General features: G+C 64.0%; 20 protein-coding genes. 13 read left to right on the plus strand and 7 right to left on the minus strand.

Translation table 11 applies throughout. The features are described 5' to 3' along the window. From frr to rpsB, 4 genes are all read right to left on the minus strand, one after another. Window positions 1-558 (minus strand): ribosome recycling factor, encoded by a 558-nt coding sequence (gene frr / locus BZL41_RS24465; RefSeq protein ID WP_095601665.1) that lies wholly within the window; start codon window positions 556-558, stop codon window positions 1-3. After that, the gene (gene pyrH / locus BZL41_RS24470) at window positions 555-1,298 is read right to left on the minus strand and encodes a UMP kinase (protein WP_084336973.1); all 744 of its coding nucleotides are present in this window, start codon (window positions 1,296-1,298) and stop codon (window positions 555-557) included. The genes frr and pyrH overlap by 4 nt, the downstream gene beginning before the upstream one ends. 213 nt (window positions 1,299-1,511) lie before the next feature. Further along, the gene (gene tsf, locus BZL41_RS24475) at window positions 1,512-2,381 is read right to left on the minus strand and encodes a translation elongation factor Ts (RefSeq protein WP_095601666.1); all 870 of its coding nucleotides are present in this window, start codon (window positions 2,379-2,381) and stop codon (window positions 1,512-1,514) included. 123 nt (window positions 2,382-2,504) lie between these two features. After that, window positions 2,505-3,245 (minus strand): 30S ribosomal protein S2, encoded by a 741-nt coding sequence (rpsB, locus tag BZL41_RS24480; RefSeq protein WP_095601667.1) that lies wholly within the window; start codon window positions 3,243-3,245, stop codon window positions 2,505-2,507. A gap of 261 nt (window positions 3,246-3,506) precedes the next feature. Between rpsB and map the strand changes: the two genes are divergently transcribed. The 3 genes from map to dapC are packed head-to-tail and all read left to right on the plus strand — an operon-like array spanning window position 3,507 to window position 8,283. After that, complete coding sequence (gene map / locus BZL41_RS24485) at window positions 3,507-4,289, plus strand: type I methionyl aminopeptidase (protein ID WP_095601668.1); 783 nt, start codon at window positions 3,507-3,509, stop codon at window positions 4,287-4,289. A gap of 42 nt (window positions 4,290-4,331) precedes the next feature. After that, the gene (locus tag BZL41_RS24490; RefSeq protein WP_095601669.1) at window positions 4,332-7,031 is read left to right on the plus strand and encodes a [protein-PII] uridylyltransferase; all 2,700 of its coding nucleotides are present in this window, start codon (window positions 4,332-4,334) and stop codon (window positions 7,029-7,031) included. Between the two features lie 55 nt (window positions 7,032-7,086). Further along, window positions 7,087-8,283 (plus strand): succinyldiaminopimelate transaminase, encoded by a 1,197-nt coding sequence (gene dapC / locus BZL41_RS24495; RefSeq protein ID WP_095601670.1) that lies wholly within the window; start codon window positions 7,087-7,089, stop codon window positions 8,281-8,283. 42 nt (window positions 8,284-8,325) lie between these two features. Here dapC and BZL41_RS24500 read toward each other — a convergent pair whose 3' ends face one another. Continuing rightward, window positions 8,326-9,018: a polysaccharide lyase family 7 protein gene (locus tag BZL41_RS24500; protein WP_256578238.1), complete on the minus strand. Its 693-nt coding sequence runs from the start codon at window positions 9,016-9,018 to the stop codon at window positions 8,326-8,328. Between the two features lie 231 nt (window positions 9,019-9,249). Here BZL41_RS24500 and BZL41_RS24505 point away from each other — a divergent pair, with 231 nt between their 5' ends. The 5 genes from BZL41_RS24505 (at window position 9,250) to BZL41_RS24525 (ending at window position 12,972) form a co-directional block, all read left to right on the plus strand. Further along, entirely contained in the window at window positions 9,250-9,591 is a 342-nt protein-coding gene (locus tag BZL41_RS24505) for an ArsC family reductase (RefSeq protein WP_256578239.1), read from the plus strand. A 2-nt stretch (window positions 9,592-9,593) separates the two neighbouring features. Next, window positions 9,594-10,220: a LysE family translocator gene (locus BZL41_RS24510; protein WP_095601672.1), complete on the plus strand. Its 627-nt coding sequence runs from the start codon at window positions 9,594-9,596 to the stop codon at window positions 10,218-10,220. 26 nt (window positions 10,221-10,246) lie between these two features. Then, on the plus strand, window positions 10,247-11,281 hold the full coding sequence (gene dapD, locus BZL41_RS24515; protein WP_095601673.1) for a 2,3,4,5-tetrahydropyridine-2,6-dicarboxylate N-succinyltransferase: 1,035 nt from the start codon (window positions 10,247-10,249) through the stop codon (window positions 11,279-11,281). A gap of 75 nt (window positions 11,282-11,356) precedes the next feature. Next, window positions 11,357-12,562, plus strand: coding sequence for an aminotransferase class V-fold PLP-dependent enzyme (locus BZL41_RS24520; protein ID WP_095601674.1), 1,206 nt, complete (start codon window positions 11,357-11,359; stop codon window positions 12,560-12,562). Beyond that, a complete protein-coding gene (locus BZL41_RS24525; RefSeq protein WP_095601675.1) occupies window positions 12,559-12,972 on the plus strand; it encodes a SufE family protein in 414 nt (137 codons plus the stop codon). The genes BZL41_RS24520 and BZL41_RS24525 overlap by 4 nt, the downstream gene beginning before the upstream one ends. A gap of 46 nt (window positions 12,973-13,018) precedes the next feature. Here BZL41_RS24525 and tcdA read toward each other — a convergent pair whose 3' ends face one another. After that, entirely contained in the window at window positions 13,019-13,825 is an 807-nt protein-coding gene (gene tcdA, locus BZL41_RS24530; RefSeq protein ID WP_095601676.1) for a tRNA cyclic N6-threonylcarbamoyladenosine(37) synthase TcdA, read from the minus strand. Between the two features lie 112 nt (window positions 13,826-13,937). On the opposite strand from tcdA, the gene BZL41_RS24535 reads away from it, so the two are divergent. From BZL41_RS24535 to BZL41_RS24555, 5 genes are all read left to right on the plus strand, one after another. Next, a complete protein-coding gene (locus BZL41_RS24535) occupies window positions 13,938-15,089 on the plus strand; it encodes an iron-containing alcohol dehydrogenase (protein ID WP_095601677.1) in 1,152 nt (383 codons plus the stop codon). 192 nt (window positions 15,090-15,281) lie between these two features. Continuing rightward, window positions 15,282-17,870 (plus strand): glycosyltransferase, encoded by a 2,589-nt coding sequence (locus tag BZL41_RS24540; protein ID WP_095601678.1) that lies wholly within the window; start codon window positions 15,282-15,284, stop codon window positions 17,868-17,870. 115 nt (window positions 17,871-17,985) lie between these two features. Continuing rightward, complete coding sequence (gene dapE / locus BZL41_RS24545) at window positions 17,986-19,137, plus strand: succinyl-diaminopimelate desuccinylase (RefSeq protein ID WP_095601679.1); 1,152 nt, start codon at window positions 17,986-17,988, stop codon at window positions 19,135-19,137. Between the two features lie 2 nt (window positions 19,138-19,139). Continuing rightward, window positions 19,140-19,946: a putative RNA methyltransferase gene (locus BZL41_RS24550; protein WP_095601680.1), complete on the plus strand. Its 807-nt coding sequence runs from the start codon at window positions 19,140-19,142 to the stop codon at window positions 19,944-19,946. Between the two features lie 41 nt (window positions 19,947-19,987). Further along, a complete protein-coding gene (locus BZL41_RS24555) occupies window positions 19,988-20,356 on the plus strand; it encodes a hypothetical protein (protein WP_095601681.1) in 369 nt (122 codons plus the stop codon). A gap of 159 nt (window positions 20,357-20,515) precedes the next feature. Here the strand turns inward: BZL41_RS24555 and BZL41_RS24560 are convergent, their stop codons facing one another. Beyond that, window positions 20,516-20,725, minus strand: coding sequence for a cold-shock protein (locus tag BZL41_RS24560; RefSeq protein ID WP_084336820.1), 210 nt, complete (start codon window positions 20,723-20,725; stop codon window positions 20,516-20,518). Window positions 20,726-20,937: the final 212 nt, after the last annotated feature.

Below are 20,937 nucleotides of genomic sequence, written 5' to 3' on the forward strand. Positions count from 1 at the left end.
TCAGACGGCCATCAGGTCCTTTTCCTTGGCTTCGAGGGCCTTGTCCACCTCGGCGACGAACTTGTCGGTCAGCTTCTGCAGCTCGTCGGCGGCACGGCGCTCGTCGTCTTCGCTGATTTCCTTGTCCTTGGACAGCTTCTTCAGTTCGGCCAGGGCATCACGGCGCACATTGCGCACAGCCACCTTGGCTTCCTCGGCAACAGCACGGGCCTGCTTGGTATAGCCCTTGCGGGTTTCCTCGGTCAGGGCAGGCATCGGCACGCGGATAGTGGTACCGGCGCTGGACGGATTCAGGCCCAGGTCAGAGGTCAGGATGGCCTTCTCGATGGCGGCACTGAGGTTCTTGTCGTGGGCAACGATCTTGAGGGTACGGGCATCCTCGACGGTGATCGCGGCTACCTGGTTCAGCGGCATTTCGCTGCCCCAGGCCGGGACCTTGACGCTGTCCAGGATACTCGGGTGCGCACGACCGGTACGGATGGACGCCAAGTGGCGCCCCAGGGCCTCGATGGACTTGCCCATACGCTCCTGCGCGTCTTTCTTGATCTCGTTGATCATTCGTTCGACTCCTCGATCAGGGTTCCTTCGGCGCCGCCGACGACGATGTTCAGCAGGGCACCTGGCTTATTCATATTGAAGACCCGCAGCGGCATCTTGTGATCGCGACACAGACAGATGGCGGTCAGGTCCATCACACCCAGCTTGCGGTCCAGCACGCCATCATAGGTCAGACGGTCGAACTTCTCCGCATTGGGGTCCTTGAACGGATCGGCAGTGTACACGCCATCCACCTTGGTGGCTTTCAGTACGACATCCGCATCGATCTCGATGGCGCGCAGGCAAGCTGCCGAATCGGTGGTGAAGAACGGGTTGCCGGTACCTGCGGAGAAGATCACCACGTCGCCGCCATTCAGGTGGCGGATGGCCTTGCGGCGATCATAGTGGTCGGTGACGCCGACCATGGAGATCGCCGACATGACGATCGCCGGAATATTCGAGCGCTCCAGTGCATCGCGCATGGCCAGGGCGTTCATGACGGTGGCGAGCATGCCCATGTGATCGCCGGTGACCCGATCCATGCCGGCCGCCGACAGGGCCGCGCCGCGGAACAGGTTGCCGCCGCCGATGACCAGGCCGACCTGAACGCCGATGCCTACCAGTTGGCCGACTTCAAGCGCCATGCGGTCGAGCACCTTGGGATCGATCCCGAACTCCTCCGACCCCATCAAGGCTTCGCCGCTTAGTTTGAGCAGAATGCGTTTATAGCGAGGTTGGCGACCACTCACCTGCTGAGCCATTGCGTATCTCTCCTGCGGCGTTTGAATGCTGACGGGCGCTGAGCCCGTGTTTGTAGCGCTTTGACAGCGCCAATGGCGCCCAAGTGCATGTACCCGGGTACCAGAATTCGTACCGCCCCTCGCTCCAGCACCGACACGGGAGATGGAGCCCATTTGACGAAGAGGCCGCGCGCGTGAGCGGGCAGCCTCTTCGGGGGCGACAGCGGAACTGTCTTACTGCTTGGTCGCGGCGACCTGGGCAGCGACTTCGGCGGCGAAATCGACTTCCGCCTTCTCGATGCCTTCACCCACTTCGTAACGAACGAAGGAAACCACTTCGGCACCGGCCTTCTTCGCCAGCTCGCCAACCTTGATTTCCGGGTCCTTCACGAACGGCTGCTCGACCAGGCTGGCCTCCGCCAGGAACTTCTGGATGCGGCCCGCCACCATCTTCTCGACGATGTCGGCCGGCTTGCCCTTGATCTTGTCCTCGTTCAGGGCGAGGAAGACGCCCTTCTCGCGCTCGATGGCTTCCGCGGAAACCTCGGACGGATTGAGGAACTGCGGGTTGCTGGCCGCGACGTGCATGGCGATTTCCTTGGCCAGCTCGGCGTTACCGCCCTTCAGGACGACCAGAACACCGATGCGGTGGCCGTGCAGGTAAGCACCCACGACATCGCCCTCGACGCGGGTCAGGCGACGGATGTTGACGTTCTCGCCGCACTTGGCGACCAGGGCTTCGCGAGCGGACTCCTGGGAGGCGATCAGCGGAGCGGCATCGGTCAGCTTCTCGGCGAAGGCCTTTTCCAGGCTGTCGGCGACGAACGCCTTGAAGTCATCCTGCAGGGCCAGGAAGTCGGTCTGGGAGTTGACTTCGATGATCACGGCGGACTTGCTGTCGGCAGCCACTTTGACGGCGATGGAGCCTTCGGCGGCGATGTTGCCGGCCTTCTTGGCAGCCTTGATGGCGCCGGAAGCGCGCATATCGTCGATGGCCTTCTCGATATCGCCATCAGCGGCGACCAGGGCCTTCTTGCATTCCATCATGCCTTGGCCAGTGCGCTCGCGCAGTTCTTTAACCAGGGCCGCAGTAATCTCTGCCATGTTCGCAATCCTCTTGAATGGTTAACCACCCACCCGGGCACAGGCCGGGCGTTCGATTCGAAGGTGGCAAAAAGGGGGCCTAGCCCCCTTCTTGCGCACCGGGTAACGCTATGCGTTCCTGACTCAGCCTTCGGCGGCCTCGCTCGGGGCTTCCTCGACGAACTCGTCAGCACCGCCGACAGCGTTCTGGCGACCACGCAGCACGGCATCGGCCACGGCACTCAGGTACAGCTGAACGGCGCGGATGGCGTCGTCGTTACCGGGGATGATGTAATCAACGCCTTCCGGGCTGCTGTTGGTATCGACAACGCCGATGACCGGAATGCCCAGCTTGTTGGCTTCGCTGATGGCGATGCGCTCATGGTCGACATCGATCACGAACAGAGCGTCCGGCAGGCCACCCATATCCTTGATACCACCCAGGCTGCGCTCCAGCTTCTCCAGATCGCGGGTGCGCATCAGGGCTTCTTTCTTGGTCAGCTTGGCGAAGGTGCCGTCCTGGGACTGGGTTTCCAGCTCGCGCAGGCGCTTGATGGAAGCACGGATGGTCTTGTAGTTGGTCAGCATGCCGCCGAGCCAGCGATGATCGACGTACGGCGAACCGCAACGAGCGGCTTCTTCGCGGACGATCTTGCCAGCGGAACGCTTGGTGCCGACGAACAGGATCTTGTTCTTGCCGGAAGCCAGCTTCTCAACGAAGCTCAGGGCCTCGTTGAACATCGGCAGGGTCTTTTCCAGGTTGATGATGTGAATCTTGTTGCGCGCGCCGAAAATGTACTTGCCCATTTTCGGGTTCCAGTAACGGGTCTGGTGGCCGAAGTGCACACCGGCCTTCAGCATATCGCGCATATTGACTTGGGACATGATCGTTCCTTAGTAAGTCGGGTTAGGCCTCCACGCATCCCAATATCCAACCCCTGCGGGCACCCAGGATACCGTGTCGATACGTGTGTGGGTTAAGGCTTCAGGGTCTGCTGCCCATAAAGCGGCGCGTTTTATACCACAGAAGACCGCCCGGCGAAACCCGCAGCGATGGCCGGCAGGCAGGGTGGCCGGCAGGGCACGGTCTGCTAGAATCGCGTTTTCTCCGTTTTTGCCTTGCGCCCGAGCGCCCAGAGAGTCCGAATGACCGTCACTATCAAGACGCCCGAAGAAATCGAAAAAATGCGCGTAGCCGGCCGGCTGGCCGCCGACGTGCTGGAGATGATCGGCGAGTACGTGAAGCCCGGCGTCACCACCGAGGAACTGGACCGCATCTGCCACGACTACATCGTCAACGTACAGAAAGCCATTCCCGCCCCGCTCAACTACAAGGGTTTCCCCAAGTCCATCTGCACCTCCGTCAACCATGTGGTCTGCCATGGCATTCCCAACGAGAAGGCCTTGAAGGAAGGCGACGTGCTGAACATCGACGTGACCGTGATCAAGGACGGCTATCACGGCGACACCAGCAAGATGTTCATGGTCGGCAAGGTGCCGGAGTGGGCCGAGCGCCTGAGCCGCATAACCCAGGAGTGCATGTATAAAGGCATCGAACTGGTCCGTCCGGGCACCCGCCTCGGCGACATCGGCGAAGTGATCCAGAAGCACGCCGAGAAGAACGGTTTCTCCGTGGTCCGCGAATACTGCGGGCACGGCATCGGCAAGGTCTTCCATGAAGAGCCGCAAGTTCTGCACTACGGCCGTGCCGGCACCGGCATGGAGCTGAAGGAAGGCATGACCTTCACCATCGAGCCGATGATCAACCAGGGCCGCCCGGAAACCCGCCTGCTGGGTGACGGATGGACGGCAATCACCAAGGACCGCAAGTTGTCCGCACAGTGGGAGCACACCATTCTGGTGACCGCCGACGGCTACGAGATCTTCACTCTGCGCAGCGACGACACCATTCCGCGCACCTCGGCCTGATCGCCACTCCGTCATCGCGTGATATTAAGAGGAAGGCCCGCCATGCCGCAGGTGGATCCCGAGTTGTTCGACCGCGGGCAGTTCCAGGCGGAACTGGCCTTGAAATCCAGCCCCATCGCCGCGTTCAAGAAGGCGATCCGCCAAGCCCGCGAAGTGCTGGATGCGCGTTTCCAGGCCGGACGCGATATCCGCCGCCTGGTGGAAGATCGCGCCTGGTTCGTCGACCAGATTCTTAGTGCCGCCTGGGATCGCTTCGACTGGAGCGAAGACGCCGATATCTCGCTGGTCGCGGTCGGCGGCTATGGACGTGGCGAGCTGCATCCTTTCTCCGATATCGACCTGCTGATCCTGCTGGAAAGCGACGATCACGAAATCTTCCGCGAGCCGATCGAGGGCTTCCTCACCCTGCTCTGGGACATCGGCCTGGAAGTCGGCCAGAGCGTACGCTCGGTGGCGGAGTGCGCCGAAGAGGCCCGCGCCGACCTGACGGTGATCACCAACCTGATGGAAAGTCGCACCATCGCTGGTCCCGAACGCCTGCGCCAGTCGATGCTGGCGACAACCGACAGTGCGCACATGTGGCCGAGCAAGCATTTCTTCCTGGCCAAACGCGAAGAACAGCGGGCCCGACACGCCAAGTACAACGATACCGAATACAACCTCGAACCGAACGTGAAAGGCTCGCCGGGCGGGCTGCGCGATATCCAGACCATCCTCTGGGTGGCGCGCCGGCAGTACGGCACGCTCAACCTGCACGCCATGGTCGGCCAGGGCTTCCTCACCGAAGGCGAGTACGCCCTGCTCTCCAGCTCCCAGGAATTCCTCTGGAAAGTGCGCTACGCCCTGCACATGCTCGCCGGACGCGCCGAAGACCGCCTGCTGTTCGACCATCAACGCAAGGTGGCCGGCCTGCTCGGTTTCGACGATAGCGACCCCAAACGCGCCATCGAGCGCTTCATGCAGAAGTACTACCGCGTGGTGATGGGCATCGCCGAGCTGAGCGAGCTGATCAACCAGCACTTCGAGGAAGTCATCCTGCGCGCCGGCGAAAGCGGGCCGGCCCAGCCGCTGAACAGCCGCTTCCAGTTGCGCGACGGCTACATCGAAGTGACCCACGAAAAGGTCTTCAAACGAACTCCCTTCGCCATCCTGGAAGTTTTCGTGCTGATGGCCCAGCACCCGGAAATCAAGGGAGTGCGCGCCGACACCATCCGCCTGCTGCGCGACCATCGCCACCTGATCGACGACGATTTCCGCAGCGACATCCGCAACACCAGCCTGTTCATCGAGCTGTTCAAGTCATCCCAGGGCATCCACCGCAACCTGCGACGGATGAACCGCTACGGCATTCTCGGCCGCTACCTGCCGGAGTTCGGCCATATCGTCGGCCAGATGCAGCACGACCTGTTCCACATCTATACAGTCGATGCGCACACCCTCAACCTGATCAAGCACCTGCGCAAGCTGAAATGGCCGGAGCTGGCGGAGAAATTCCCCCTGGCCAGCAAGTTGATCGACAAACTGCCCAAGCCCGAGCTGATCTACCTCGCCGGCCTTTACCACGACATCGGCAAGGGCCGCGGCGGCGACCACTCCGAGCTGGGCGCCCAGGACGCCGAGGCCTTCTGCGTCCGCCACCAGTTGCCGACCTGGGACACCCGCCTGGTCACCTGGCTGGTGCAGAACCATCTGGTGATGTCCACCACCGCGCAGCGCAAGGACCTCTCCGACCCGCAGGTGATCTTCGACTTCGCCCAACTGGTCGGCGACCAGACCCGTCTGGACTATCTCTACGTGCTTACCGTGGCCGACATCAACGCCACCAACCCGAGCCTGTGGAACTCTTGGCGCGCCAGCCTGCTGCGCCAGCTCTACACCGAGACCAAGCGTGCCCTGCGCCGCGGCCTGGAAAACCCGCTGGACCGCGAAGAGCAGATTCGCCAGACGCAGAGTGCCGCCCTGGACATCCTGGTGCGCAGCGGTATCGACCCGGACGACGCCGAGCAGCTCTGGTCGCAACTCGGCGACGACTATTTCCTCCGCCATACCGCCGGCGATGTGGCCTGGCACACCGAGGCGATCATCCAGCACCCGGCCACTGACGGCCCGCTGGTGCTGATCAAGGAGACCGCTCAGCGTGAGTTCGAAGGCGCTACCCAGATCTTCATCTACGCCCCGGACCAGCACGATTTCTTCGCCGTGACCGTAGCGGCCATGGACCAGCTCAACCTGAACATCCATGACGCCCGGATCATCACCTCGACCAGCCAGTTCACGCTGGACACCTACATCGTGCTGGACACCGAGGGCGGGCGGATCGGCGACAATCCTGCGCGGATCAAGCAGATTCGCGAGGGCCTGATCGACGCGCTGAAGAACCCCGATGACTACCCGGCGATCATCCAGCGCCGGGTGCCGCGCCAGCTCAAGCACTTCGCCTTCGCCCCGCAGGTTACTATCCACAACGACGCCCAGCGTCCGGTGACCGTACTGGAAATTACCGCGCCGGACCGCCCTGGCCTGCTGGCGCGGATAGGTAAGATATTCCTCGATTTCGACCTGTCGTTGCAGAACGCGAAGATTGCCACGCTCGGCGAGCGGGTCGAGGACGTATTCTTCGTCACCGACGCGAACAACCAGCCGCTGTCCGACCCAGACCTGTGCATACGCCTGCAGGAAGCCATCGTGGCCCAGTTATCCGAGGCCAACGGCCAGTCGGCACCTACCCGGATCCATTTTTGAACAGCCAGAAACCTACGGCGGCAGTCCGCTGCCGCCCGCGGTCAGGAAAACAACGATGAACCCCGCACTCGACGCCTTGCAGCCCTACCCCTTCGAAAAGCTCCGCGCCCTGCTCGCCGGCGCCCAGCCGCCGGCAGAGAAGAAGCCGATCGCCCTATCCATCGGCGAACCCAAGCACCGTTCGCCGAGCTTCGTCGCCGAGGCCCTGGCCGCCAATCTGGAAATGCTTTCGGTCTACCCGACCACGCTGGGTCTGCCGGCACTGCGCGAAGCCATCGCCGCCTGGTGCGAGCGGCGTTTCGGCGTACCCACCGGCTGGCTGGATGCGGCGCGCCACGTGCTGCCGGTGAACGGCACCCGTGAGGCCCTGTTCGCCTTCACCCAGGCGGTGGTCGACCGCAGCCGCGACGGCTTGGTCGTCAGCCCCAATCCCTTCTATCAGATCTACGAAGGTGCGGCGCTGCTCGCCGGCGCCCAGCCTCACTACCTGCCCTGCCTGGCGGAAAATGGCTTCAACCCGGACTTCGACGCGGTTTCCGCCGAGGTCTGGCAGCGCTGCCAGATTCTCTTCCTCTGCTCACCGGGCAATCCCACCGGGGCGCTGGTCCCGCTGAACACCTTGAAGAAGCTGATCGCCCTGGCCGATGAATACGACTTCGTGATCGCCGCCGACGAGTGCTACAGCGAACTCTACTTCGACGAACAGAACCCGCCGCCCGGCCTGCTTAGTGCCTGTACCGCCCTGGGTCGCCAGGACTTCAAGCGCTGCGTGGTCTTCCACAGCCTGTCCAAGCGCTCCAACCTGCCGGGGCTGCGCTCGGGTTTCGTCGCCGGCGATGCCGACATTCTCAAAGCCTTCCTGCTCTACCGCACCTACCACGGCTGCGCGATGCCGGTGCAGACCCAACTGGCCAGCATCGCCGCCTGGAACGATGAGGTGCATGTGCGCGCCAACCGTGCGCTGTATCGCGAGAAGTTCGATGCCGTGCTGGAAATCCTTGGGCCGGTACTGGATGTGCAGCGGCCGGACGGCGGCTTCTACCTGTGGCCGAAAACGCCCATGGATGACACCACCTTCACCCGCGAGCTGTTCGCCCGCGAGCATGTCACCGTAGTTCCCGGCTCCTACCTGTCGCGCGAAGTGGATGGGACCAACCCCGGTGCCGGCCGGGTACGCATGGCCCTGGTCGCCCCGCTGGCCGAATGCGTCGAGGCGGCGGAGCGTATCCGCGACTTCCTGCGCCACGCCTGATGCTCGGGCGCGGCCGATCAAGCGGCCGCGCCCGGTTCTTCCTCACTTCGTGTGGGTTGCGCTGAGCTGGTGAAAGACCGTGCGGCCGCCTTCGGTCGCCGGTCCGACGTTATCCAGCGTGTAGACGCCCGCCTTGAAATAGAAGCGCTTGCCGGCCCAGGCTGGATCGACCTTGCCGGTGTAGGTCAGACCGTTGATCGCCACCTTGAGATCGCCCTTGCGAGAGATGTCGATCGAATAGTTGAAGCGGGTATTCAGCGGCATGCTCTTGTAGGTCATCACCACCGGGCTCTTGGCATCCGCCGGCTTCTTCCGCAGCTCCACGTTCACATAGCCGACGCCGCGCTCGACGCGGTACTGCAGCTTGATATACGGCGTCGGGTTGTCCTTGGAATGCACCTGGCCGATCACCACCTTGCCGCTGGACGGCACCTGGGTCACCGCCAGCGACGCCCTCAGGCTGTGGTTGCCTTCGCTATACAGCCAGTTGCGCAGCTTGCCGTCGGGAAAGGTCTCGCGCAGCTCGCTACGCGGATAGACACTGTTCTTCGTCGTGCTGCCGGTGACCGGCGCCCAGAAGAACAGGCTGTTGCCGGAACGGTAGAAATACGGGCTGCGGTAGCCGGCTTTCATCAGACGGGTTTCGATGGTTTTGGCAGGGACTTGCTCGGGAATGGTCAGATTCCAAGTATTCAGATCGATCATTTTGGCGATTACGGGACACAGCTTGCGCACCTTGCATCCAGGTAAAACGTGCAAGCCAATGAAGAACGCCCGGCCACGACCCCGGCGAGGCGAATACGACTATCAGACGTAGCGGCAACGCCGCGGGTTTCTTGATCGCCCGCCGACAGGCGGCGGCGCAGGCGCCTCGCGGACGGGAATCCATCGCATGCCACAATGTCATGGCATAATCGCCGGTCTGTCCGACAACCAACCGATGAACCGGAGCATCACGTGAGCGCGATCCGCCTCTACGGCATCAAGGCCTGCGACACCATGAAGAAAGCCCGCAGCTGGCTGGACGAGAAAGGCGTCGCCTACGACTTCCACGACTACAAGACTGCCGGCATCGACCGCGCCAGCCTGGAGAAATGGTGTGCCGAGCACGGCTGGGAAGTGGTCCTGAACCGTGCCGGAACCACCTTCCGCAAGCTGGACGACATGCAGAAGGCCAATCTCGACCAGACCAAGGCCATCGAACTGATGCTGGCCCAACCCTCGATGATCAAGCGACCGGTCCTGGACCTGGGTGAGCGTACCCTGGTTGGCTTCAAACCGGACGCCTACGCCGCCGCATTGGAGTGATCATGGGATTCGGCACCTGGCTGCTGTTCATCCCGGCCTGTTTCGCCCTCAACATGGCGCCGGGCCCGAACAACCTGCTGTCGATGCACAACGCCGCCCGCCAGGGCCTGCGTATCGCCTGCCTGGCCGCAGCCGGCCGCCTGCTGGCGTTCGCCGGCATGATTGCCCTCGCCGCCTCCGGGCTGGCCCTGGTCCTGCAGGCCTCGGCCACGCTGTTCCTGCTCATCAAGCTGGCCGGTGCCGCCTACCTGTTCTGGCTGGCCTTCCAACTCTGGCGCGCTCCTGTAGGAGAGACGGATGCCGCTGGCAGCGAACCGCGCCTGTCGCTATGGCGATTGGCACGCCAGGAGTTCTGGGTCGCTGCGGGCAATCCCAAAGCCATCCTGATCTTCACCGCTTTCCTGCCGCAGTTCGTCGATCCGCGGCAGCCGCTGGGTGCCCAATTCGCCCAGTTGGGCGCAGCCTTCCTGGTTCTGGAATGGCTGGCCATCGCCCTCTATGCCCTGGCGGGCATGCATCTCGGCCGGCTCCTTGCCGGCACGCGCGCCCGCCGCCTGTTCAACCGTGGTTGCGCCGCCCTATTGGGCAGCGCTGGTCTGGGCCTGCTGCTCAGCCGGCGTCCGGCCTGACCTTCGCCATCGTCATAGGAATCGATATGTCCCAATCCCTCTACAGCCTGGCCTTCGGCGTCGGCACCCAGAATCGCCAGGGCAACTGGCTGGAAGTCTTCTACGCGCAGCCGTTGCTCGCCCCTTCGGCCGAACTGGTCGCGGCCGTAGCCCCATTGCTGGGCTACAGCGGCGGCAACCAAACCATCGCCTTCAGCAACACCCAGGCCTCAGACCTGGCCAATGCCCTGAAGCACATCGATACCGCGCAGGCTGCCCTGCTGACCCGCTTGGCCGAAAGCCAGAAGCCGCTGGTCGCCTGCCTGCTGGCCGAGGACGCCGCCCTGACCTCCACCCCGGAGGCCTATCTCAAGCTGCACCTGCTCTCCCACCGCCTGGTCAAGCCGCACCAGCAGAACCTGACCGGCATCTTCCCGCTGCTGCCGAACGTGGCCTGGACCAGCCAGGGCGCGGTGGACCTCGCCGAGCTGGCCGAGCGTCAACTGGAGGCCCGCCTGAAAGGCGAGCTACTGGAAGTCTTCTCGGTGGACAAGTTCCCGAAAATGACCGACTACGTGGTGCCGGCCGGCGTGCGTATCGCCGACAGCGCGCGGGTCCGCCTTGGTGCCTATGTGGGCGAAGGCACCACCGTCATGCACGAGGGCTTCATCAACTTCAACGCCGGAACCGAAGGTCCCGGCATGATCGAAGGCCGCGTCTCGGCCGGCGTGTTCGTCGGCAAGGGCTCCGACCTGGGCGGCGGCTGCTCGACCATGGGCACCCTGTCCGGCGGCGGCAACATCGTCATTTCCGTCGGCGAAGGCTGCCTGATCGGCGCCAATGCCGGGATCGGCATCCCGCTGGGCGACCGCAACACGGTGGAATCCGGCCTCTACGTCACCGCCGGTACCAAGGTCGCGCTGCTCGACGACAAGAACCAGTTGGTGAAGGTGGTCAAGGCCCGCGAACTGGCTGGCCAGCCGGACCTGCTGTTCCGCCGCAACTCGCAGACCGGCGCGGTGGAATGCAAGACGCACAAGTCCGCCATCGAGCTGAACGAAGCGCTGCACGCGCATAACTAAGAGGAGCAGCCGCAAGCTGCAAGCCATAAGCTGCAAGGAAAGCCGCTTTGGCTTGCAGCTTACGGCTTGGAACCTATGGCTCTTGATTCTCCCTGGCGTTCCGACTTCCCCGCCCTCGCCGCGTTCAAGGCTGAAGGCCAGACCTACTTGGACAGCGCCGCCACGGCGCAGAAGCCACAAGCGGTGCTCGACACGCTGCTCGGTTACTACGCCAGCGGCGCGGCCAATGTGCACCGTGCCCAGCATTTGCCAGGCGAGCGCGCCACCCGCGCCTTCGAAGCGACCCGGACCAAGGCGGCGCACTGGCTGAACGCCCATAGCCCGGCCGAAATCGTCTTCACCCGCGGCGCCACTGAGGCTTTTAACCTGCTGGCCTACGGTCTGGAGGCGGAATTCGAGGCGGGCGACGAGATTGTCATCAGCGCCCTCGAACACCATGCCAACCTGCTGCCCTGGCAACAACTCGCCCTGCGGCGCGGTCTGCGCCTGCTGGTCCTGCCGCTGACCGCGGAGGGTGTGGTGGATATGGAGACCGCCCGCAAATTGATCGGTCCGCAGACCCGCCTGCTCGCCATCAGTCAATTGTCCAATGTCCTCGGCAGTTGGCAGCCGCTGACGGAGCTGATCGCCCTGGCCAAGGCGCATGACGCGCTAACGGTGGTCGATGGTGCCCAAGGCGTGGTCCATGGCCGCCACGATGTCCAGGTATTGGGCTGCGACTTCTATGTCTTCTCCAGCCACAAGCTCTACGGGCCGGAGGGCGTCGGCGTGCTCTATGGCCGCACCGAAGCCTTGCAGCGTCTACGCCATTGGCAGTTCGGCGGCGAGATGGTGCACCTGGCGGACTATCATTCGGCGGACTTCCATGGTGCGCCCATGGGCTTCGAGGCCGGCACGCCGCCCATCGGTGGAGTCATTGCCCTCGGTGCGGCGCTGGATTACCTCGGCAGCCTGGACACCGGTGCCCTCTTCGCCCACGAAGCCGTGTTACACGGCAAGCTGCTGGCAGGTCTCAAGGTGCGCGACGGCGTGCGCGTGCTCGGCACACCCCAAGCGGCCCTGGCCAGCTTCGTGGTGGACGGCGTACACACGGCGGACCTCGCCCACCTGCTCGGTGAGCAGGGCATTGCCGTGCGTGCCGGACAGCATTGCGCCATGCCGCTGTACAAACGGCTCGGCCTGGCCGGCGCCATTCGTGTCTCCCTCGGCCTGTACAACGACAGCGCGGACCTAGACCACTTTTTCACCGCCCTCGACCGGGCCCTGGAGTTGCTGCGATGACCCTGCCGGACAGCGCCAATGAGGCCCTCGTCGCCTTCGGCCAGAGCGGCGGCTGGGAACAGCGGGCACGCCTGTTGATGCAGTGGGGCGATCGGCTGGAGCCGTTGAGCGACGAGGAAAAGCAGGAGGCCAACCGCGTGCACGGGTGCGAAAGCCAGGTCTGGCTGGTCGGCGAACCCAGCACCGCTGGATGGCGTTTCCGCGCAACCAGCGACGCCCGCCTAATCCGTGGCTTGCTCGCCGTGCTGCTGGTCCGGGTCAACGGCCTGACGGGCGACGAGCTGGTCAACCTGGACCTGACCGACTGGTTCGCCCAACTGGGCCTCGCCCGCCACTTATCCCCTTCGCGCAGCAACGGGATGAACGCCGTGCTGCAGCGCATGCGCGAGCTGGCACGACCGGCCGGCTAATTGGCGCTCGCCCGACCAGTGCACCAGTCGGGTCATTTACGACCGATCAGGCGCCGCTGCGACGCTCCGCCGGCCGCCGTGTGCCAGCCACCAGTTTGTCTACCGCCCGTGCGGCGGCGACCAGACCGAAACTGGCGGTGACCATCATCGCCGCGCCGAAGCCGCCGGCGCAGTCCAACTTGACACCTTCGCCAACGAAGCTCTTCTGCTGGCACACCCCACCGTCCGGCTTGGGATAGCGCAACTGCTCGGAGGAAAACACGCAGGGCACGCTGTAATGGCGCCCCGGTGTTCGGGAAAATCCGTAGTCGCGCCGCAGCGTCGAGCGCACCCGGGCGGCCAGTGGGTCATTGAAGGTCTTGTTCAGGTCGGCGACCTGGATCTGGGTCGGGTCGATCTGCCCCCCCGCCCCGCCGGTGGTGATGATCTGGATCTTGCGCCGCTTGCACCAGGCGATCAGCGCAGCCTTGGCCGGAACGCTGTCGATGCAGTCGATCACGCAATCGAGCTGCTCGGTGATGTATTCGGTCATGGTATCGCGGGTGACGAAATCGGCCACCGCATGCACCGTGCAGGCCGGGTTGATGGCGCAGATGCGCTCGGCCATGACCTCGACCTTGGGCTTGCCGACCGTACCTTCCAGGGCATGAATCTGCCGGTTGGTGTTGGTCACACAGACGTCGTCCAGGTCGAACAGCGAGATTTCCCCGACACCGGAACGGGCCAGCGCCTCGGCGGCCCAGGACCCGACCCCGCCAATCCCGACCACCGCCACGTGCGCGGCCGCCAGCCGCTCCAACCCCTCGCGCCCATAAAGGCGGGCGATGCCGCCGAACCTATCGTCTGTAGTCATGCCGTACCTCGCGAACAGGCAGGCATTATAAGCCGTGCTGAATATCCGGCCATGCGTCCGCCCGGGGTCGAGCGGGACTATAGTCAGGCGATGACGATACTGGGAGCCGGTCATGCGCAACTTCACCTTCTATAACCCGACCCGCATTCATTTCGGTGAAGGCCAGATCGCCAAGCTGGCCAGGGAAATTCCCGCCGGCAGCCGGGTGCTGGTCATCCACGGCGGCGGCAGCATCTTCCACAACGGCGTCTGGGAGCAGGTGGAGGCGGCCCTGCCCGGCTACAGCCTGTCACGCTTCGGCGGCATCGAGCCCAACCCGCAATTCGACACGCTGGTACGTGCGATCGAACAGGGCCGGGACGAAGGCTGCGATTTCATCCTGGCGGTCGGTGGCGGCTCGGTGATCGACGGCAGTAAGTTCGTCGCCGCCGCGCTTCGTTATGACGGCGACCCGCTCGACCTGCTCACCGGCACCCGGGTCCAGGCAGCCATGCCGCTGGGCTGCGTCCTGACTCTCGCGGCCACCGGATCGGAGAGCAACCCGCACGGGGTGATCACCCATGTGGAGCGGCAGGAGAAGCTGTCGCTCTCCAGCTCCCTGCTTTACCCGCGTTTCGCCATCCTCGATCCACGCACTACCTTCAGCCTGCCGCCCCGGCAGATCGGCAACGGCGTGGTGGATGCCTTCGTCCATACCATCGAGCAGTACCTGACCTACCCAGCCGACGCCCCGCTGCAGGACCGCTATGCCGAAGGGCTGCTGCAGACGCTGATCGAGGAAGGCCCCAAGGCATTGGCGAACCCGCAGGACTATAAGGTCCGCGCCAATCTCATGTGGTGCGCCACACAGGCGCTGAATGGGTTGCTCGGCTGCGGCGTCCCTCAGGACTGGGCGACCCATATGATCGGCCACGAATTGACCGCGCTCTATCACCTGGACCACGCCCAGACCCTGGCCGTCGTCCTGCCGGCGCTGCTCACCGAGCGGCGCGAGGCCAAGCGCGCCAAGCTGCTGCAATACGCCGAGCGAGTCTGGCATATCCACAGCGGCGACGAAGACGCTCGCATCGAGGCGGCAATCGACGCCACCCGCGAATTCTTCCAGCGCATGGGTATACCGACCCGGCTATCCGAGCATGGTCTCGATGCCGAGGTGATCCCCCAGGTGCTCGCGCAACTGGAGCGACATCGGATGGTCGCTCTGGGCGAGCGTCACGATATCGATCTGACGACCAGCGAGCGGATTCTCCTGCGGGCGCTGTAGTTCGCATATCGGAGATTCCCAGCGAACTTCCCCGCGCTTCGGTGGACCAACCTGGGAGGTCGTCGGCACATCGCGACGGCCGAAACGAAGGCACCTATACAGGTACTGGGCGCGGTAGTAGGATGCGCGCCAGCAGCGCTCACCTGCTTTCCCCCCTCCTTCGTTCCGCCCTTTGGAACACGAAAAACCTCTATGTCATCGCGTAAATTTGGAATCAACCTGGTGATAGTCGTGGCGGTCGCCGCGTTGTTCACCGGCTTCTGGGCCTTGTATAACCGTCCGGTCAACGCTCCGGATTGGCCGGAACAGATTTCTGGCTACTCCTTCTCGCCGTTCCACCTGGACCAGAACCCCCAAGACAACCGTTATCCCAACGACGAACAGATCCGTGCCGACCTCGAGCTGCTGAGCAAGCAGACCGACAACATCCGCACCTATTCGGTGGAAAACACCCTTGCCGACATCCCGCGCCTCGCCGAGGAATTCGGCCTGCGCGTGACCCTCGGCGTGTGGATCAGCCCCGACGAGGAACGCAACGAGCGCGAGATCGCCAAGGCCATCGAACTGGCCAACGCCTCGCGCAGCGTGGTCCGGGTGGTGGTGGGTAACGAAGCGCTGTTCCGCCGCGAGATCAGCCGCAAGAAGCTCATCGAATACCTGGATCGCGTCCGCGCCGCGGTCAAGGTTCCGGTCACCACCTCCGAACAGTGGCACATCTGGCAGCAGTATCCCGAACTGGCCCAGCACGTCGACCTGATCGCCGCGCACATCCTGCCGTACTGGGAATTCATCCCGATGGAGGATTCCACCCAGTTCGTCCTGGACCGTGCCCGCGACCTCAAGCAGACCTTCCCGAAGAAGCCGCTGCTGCTCTCCGAAGTCGGCTGGCCGAGCAACGGCCGCATGCGTGGCGGCGCCGAGGCCTCCCAGGCGGACCAGGCGATCTACCTGCGGACCCTGGTCAACACCCTGAACAGCAAGGGCTACAACTATTTCATCGTCGAAGCCTTCGACCAGCCGTGGAAGGTCAGCGACGAAGGCTCGGTGGGTGCCTACTGGGGCGTTTACAACGCCGAACGGCAACCCAAGTTCAACTTCGAGGGCCCGGTGGTAGAGATCCCGCAGTGGCGAATCCTGGTGATCGCCTCGGTGGTACTCGCCCTGCTGGCCCTGGCCCTGCTGCTGATCGACGGCAGCTCACTGCGCCAACGCGGCCGGACCTTCCTGACCTTCGTTTCCTTCGCGGCGGGTTCGATCCTGGTCTGGATCGGTTATGACTACAGCCAGCAATACAGCACCTGGTTCAGCCTCACCGTCGGCTGCCTGCTGGCCATGGGCGCATTGGGCGTGGTCATCGTCCTCCTCACCGAGGCCCATGAACTGGCCGAGGCCGTCTGGACCAGCAAGCGCCGCCGGCCCTTCCCGCCGGTCACCGCCGAGAACGCCTACCGGCCCAAGGTCTCGGTCCACGTGCCGTGCTACAACGAACCGCCGGAAATGGTGAAGGAAACCCTCGACGCCCTGGCCCGCCTCGATTACCCGGACTACGAAGTCCTGGTGATCGACAACAACACCAAGGACCCGGCCGTCTGGGAACCGGTGCAGGCCTACTGCGAGACCCTCGGCCCGCGCTTCCGCTTCTTCCACGTCGCACCCCTCGCCGGCTTCAAGGGCGGCGCCCTGAACTATGCCTTGGAACGCACCGCCCCGGATGCCGAAGTGGTCGCGGTGATTGACTCCGACTATTGCGTCAGCCCGAATTGGTTGAAGCACATGGTGCCGCACTTCGCCGATCCGAAGATCGCCGTGGTGCAATCGCCGCAGGACTACCGCGACGACAAGGACTCGCTGTTCAAGAAGCTCTGCTACGCCGAGTACAAGGGCTTCTTCCACATCGGCATGGTGACCCGCAACGACCGCGACGCGATCATCCAGCACGGCACCATGACCATGACCCGCAAGTCGGTCCTCGACGAGCTGAAATGGGCGGGATGGTGCATCACCGAAGATGCCGAACTGGGTCTGCGGGTGTTCCAGAAGGGCCTGTCCGCTGCCTACTTCGAGGACAGCTATGGCAAGGGCCTGATGCCCGACACCTTCATCGATTTCAAGAAACAGCGCTTCCGTTGGGCCTACGGCGCCATTCAGATCATGAAGCGGCACGCCCGCAGCCTGCTGTTCGGCAAGGATACCGCCCTGACCCGCGGCCAACGCTACCACTTCGTCGCCGGCTGGCTGCCGTGGATCGCCGACGGCCTGAACATCTTCTTCACCATCGGTGCGCTGCTCTGGTCGGCCGCAATGATCATCGTGCCGCAGCGGGTCGACCCGCCGCTGCTGATCTTCGCCATTCCGCCGCTGGCGCTGTTCTTTTTCAAACTGGGCAAGATCCTGTTCCTCTACCAGCGCCAGGTCGGTGTCAACCTGAGGGACGCCTTCTACGCTGCGGTTGCAGGCCTGGCGCTGTCGCATACCATCGCCAAGGCGGTCCTGTACGGTTTCTTCACCAGCAGCATCCCGTTCTTCCGTACGCCGAAGATGAAAACCAACAGCGGTCTGCTGATCGCGTTGGGCGAGGCCCGCGAAGAGGTCTTCGTCATGCTGTTGCTCTGGGGCGCCGCCGCCGGCATCGCCGTCGTCCAGGGCTTCCCCAGCCCGGACGTGATCTTCTGGGTCGCCGTGCTGCTGATGCAGTCCCTGCCTTACCTGGCCGCGCTGATCATGGCCCTGTTGTCTTCGGTGCCGAAGCCGCAGGAAGCCATCGAGCCCGCCATCGCCTGACGAACCGGCCCGAGCGCCGCTGCCGAAAAGCAGCGGCGCTCGCCACCGCCCGGTAATCGTTTTGCTTTAAGATGTGCGCCTTTTCCACGCCCCCTCGCCTTGCTGGAGTCGCGCCATGACCGCCCCCTCCCCCGCCCTGTCGCCTACCCTGGAACTGGCCTGCGAGCTGATTCGCCGCCCATCGGTCACGCCGGTGGACGAAGGCTGCCAGGACCTGATGATGCGCCGGCTGGCCGCCGTCGGTTTCACGACCGAGCGGATGCGCATCGAAGAGGTGGAGAACTTCTGGGCCAGGCGCGGAGGCGACGGCCCGGTACTGTGCTTTGCCGGGCACACCGACGTGGTACCGACCGGCCCCCTGCAGGCCTGGCAGCACCAGCCATTCGAAGCCCTGATCGATGAGCAGGGCATGCTCTGCGGGCGCGGTGCGGCGGACATGAAGGGCAGCCTGGCAGCAATGGTCGTGGCGGTGGAGCGCTTCGTCGCCGATCACCCGCAGCACAACGGCGCCATCGCCTTCCTCATCACCAGCGACGAGGAGGGCCCGGCCCAGCACGGCACCAAGGCCGTGGTCGAGCGCCTGGCCGCACGCGGCGAGCGCTTGGACTGGTGCATCGTCGGCGAGCCCTCCAGCACCTCCCTGGTCGGGGATGTGGTGAAGAACGGCCGGCGCGGCTCGCTGGGCGCCAAGCTGACCATTCGCGGCGTCCAGGGTCACGTGGCCTATCCGCATCTGGCGAAGAACCCGATCCATCTCGCTGCGCCGGCACTGGCCGAACTCACCGCCGAGCACTGGGACGACGGCAACGCCTTCTTCCCGCCGACCAGCTTCCAGATTTCCAATATCCAGTCCGGAACCGGCGCCAGCAACGTGATTCCCGGCGAACTCCACGCGATGTTCAACTTCCGCTTTTCCACCGAATCCACGGTAGAGAGCCTGCAACATCGCGTTGCCGCCATTCTCGACAAGCACGGCCTGGACTGGCACGTGGAATGGGCGCTGTCCGGCCTGCCCTTTCTTACCGAGCCAGGTGCGCTGCTCGATGCGGTGGCCGCTAGCATCAAGGACGTCACCGGCCGCGATACCACGCCGTCCACCAGTGGCGGCACCTCGGACGGACGTTTCATCGCCACCATGGGTACCCAGGTGGTCGAACTCGGCCCGGTCAATACCACGATCCACCAAATCAACGAACGCGTCCTGGCCAGCGACCTCGACCTGCTGACCGAAATCTACTACCAGACCCTGGTCAAGCTGCTGGCGTGAACATGCTCATCTGCCCTCTCTGCCAAGCGCCGCTGAGCCCGGTCGAAAACGGCGTGGCCTGCCCGGCCGGCCACCGTTTCGACCGTGCTCGCCAGGGTTATCTGAATCTGCTGCCGGTGCAGCACAAGAAGAGCCGCGACCCGGGCGACAACAGCACCATGGTCGAAGCCCGGCGCCGCTTCCTCGACGGCGGGCACTACGCGCCGCTGGCTGCGCGCCTCACCGAACTGGCCGCCGAGCGCGCACCGCGGCGCTGGCTGGATATTGGCTGCGGCGAAGGCTACTACACCGCGCAAATTGCCCAAGCGCTGCCGGAGGCCGAAGGCTACGCGCTGGATATCTCACGCGAGGCGGTGAAACGCGCCTGTCGCCGGGCACCGCAACTTTCCTGGCTGGTGGCGAGCATGGCCCGCGTCCCGCTGGCCGACGCCTGCTGCGACCTAATCGCCAGCGTGTTCAGCCCGCTGGACTGGCAAGAGGCCCAGCGCCTGCTGGCACCGGGCGGAGGCCTGCTGCGCATGGGCCCGACCCGCGAGCACCTGCTCGAGCTGCGCGCCCGCCTGTACGATGAAGTCCGCGACTACGACGACACCAAGCACCTGTCCCAGATTCCCGACGGCATGCGCCTCGCCCACAGCGAAACACTCGACTTCATCCTGGCGCTCGACAACCCGGAGGTTCGCGCCGACCTGCTGGCGATGACGCCCCACGGCTGGCGGGCCAGCGCCGAACGGCGCGCCGCGGTGATCGCCGAGCCGTTCGAGGTGCGGGTGTCCATACGCTACGATTGGATCGAACGACTGGCCTGAGCCCGCGCCTGTCAGAACCTACAGCCCATCAGGAAACCCGCATGCGTCAACCGGATATCGAGATCTACCTGAAGGATGCCGATCAAGAAGACGTCACTCGCTGGCTGAGCGAAGCGCTCGGTCCCTGCACGCCCTGGCAGCGCAAGGGGCAGACGTTCAAGTGTGAGGCCGATGGCATTCCGGTGACCTGGCTGCCTAACGCCGTGGGCAAATGGCACAGCCTCTACCTGGAAAGCGACGCCACACCCTGGGCGGATGACCTGGTCTGTGCGAAAGCGGCCTTCGCCGCGCTGGGCGTGGAAATCCGCTGCGCGCCGGGCGGCTGGAACGAAGAAGAAGGCGAAGAGCAGGCCGACCGCTGGCTAAGCGTCAATGCCGACGGCGAGAAAGAGATCATCTGGCGCACCTGAACGGTGCACTGAAAAGCCCGCACAAACCCTGCGACCGGTCCCGAACGGTCCGGCGTTACGAGAAACAGGCGCGAGGCGGACAAGCTTCGCATGACGAAGCGCCGGGTAATGCCTGTTAAAACAAAAGGCCCATCGTAGGATGGGCCTTTTGTTGAGGTCTCACATTCTGGCGACGTCTTCCGCCTGCAGGCCTTTCTGACCTTGGATCACCGAGAATTCGACCTTCTGGCCTTCGACCAGGGAGCGGTGACCTTCGCCACGGATGGCGCGGTAGTGAACGAACACGTCCGGGCCGCTTTCGCGCTGAATGAATCCATAGCCTTTGGCATCATTGAACCACTTGACGGTTCCGACCTCACGATCAGCCATTACCACATTCTCCAACTCGCAATTTTTTGATTGCCCCCAGAGTTGAGGACCTCGACGGTTCGGCAAAAACGTTCTTCTTGTTATATCCAACCCCGGCCGAAGAGAGCATGGAGCGGGTATTCGAATCGCGTTCTTAAATCGACCGCCACCGAAGTATAAAGCAAGACCTGCGAGTGAAAAGCAATTTTTTCCGGACACCCAAAAGCCCCGTG

This window comes from Pseudomonas sp. PIC25, assembly GCF_002286785.1.
Lineage (GTDB): Bacteria > Pseudomonadota > Gammaproteobacteria > Pseudomonadales > Pseudomonadaceae > Pseudomonas_M.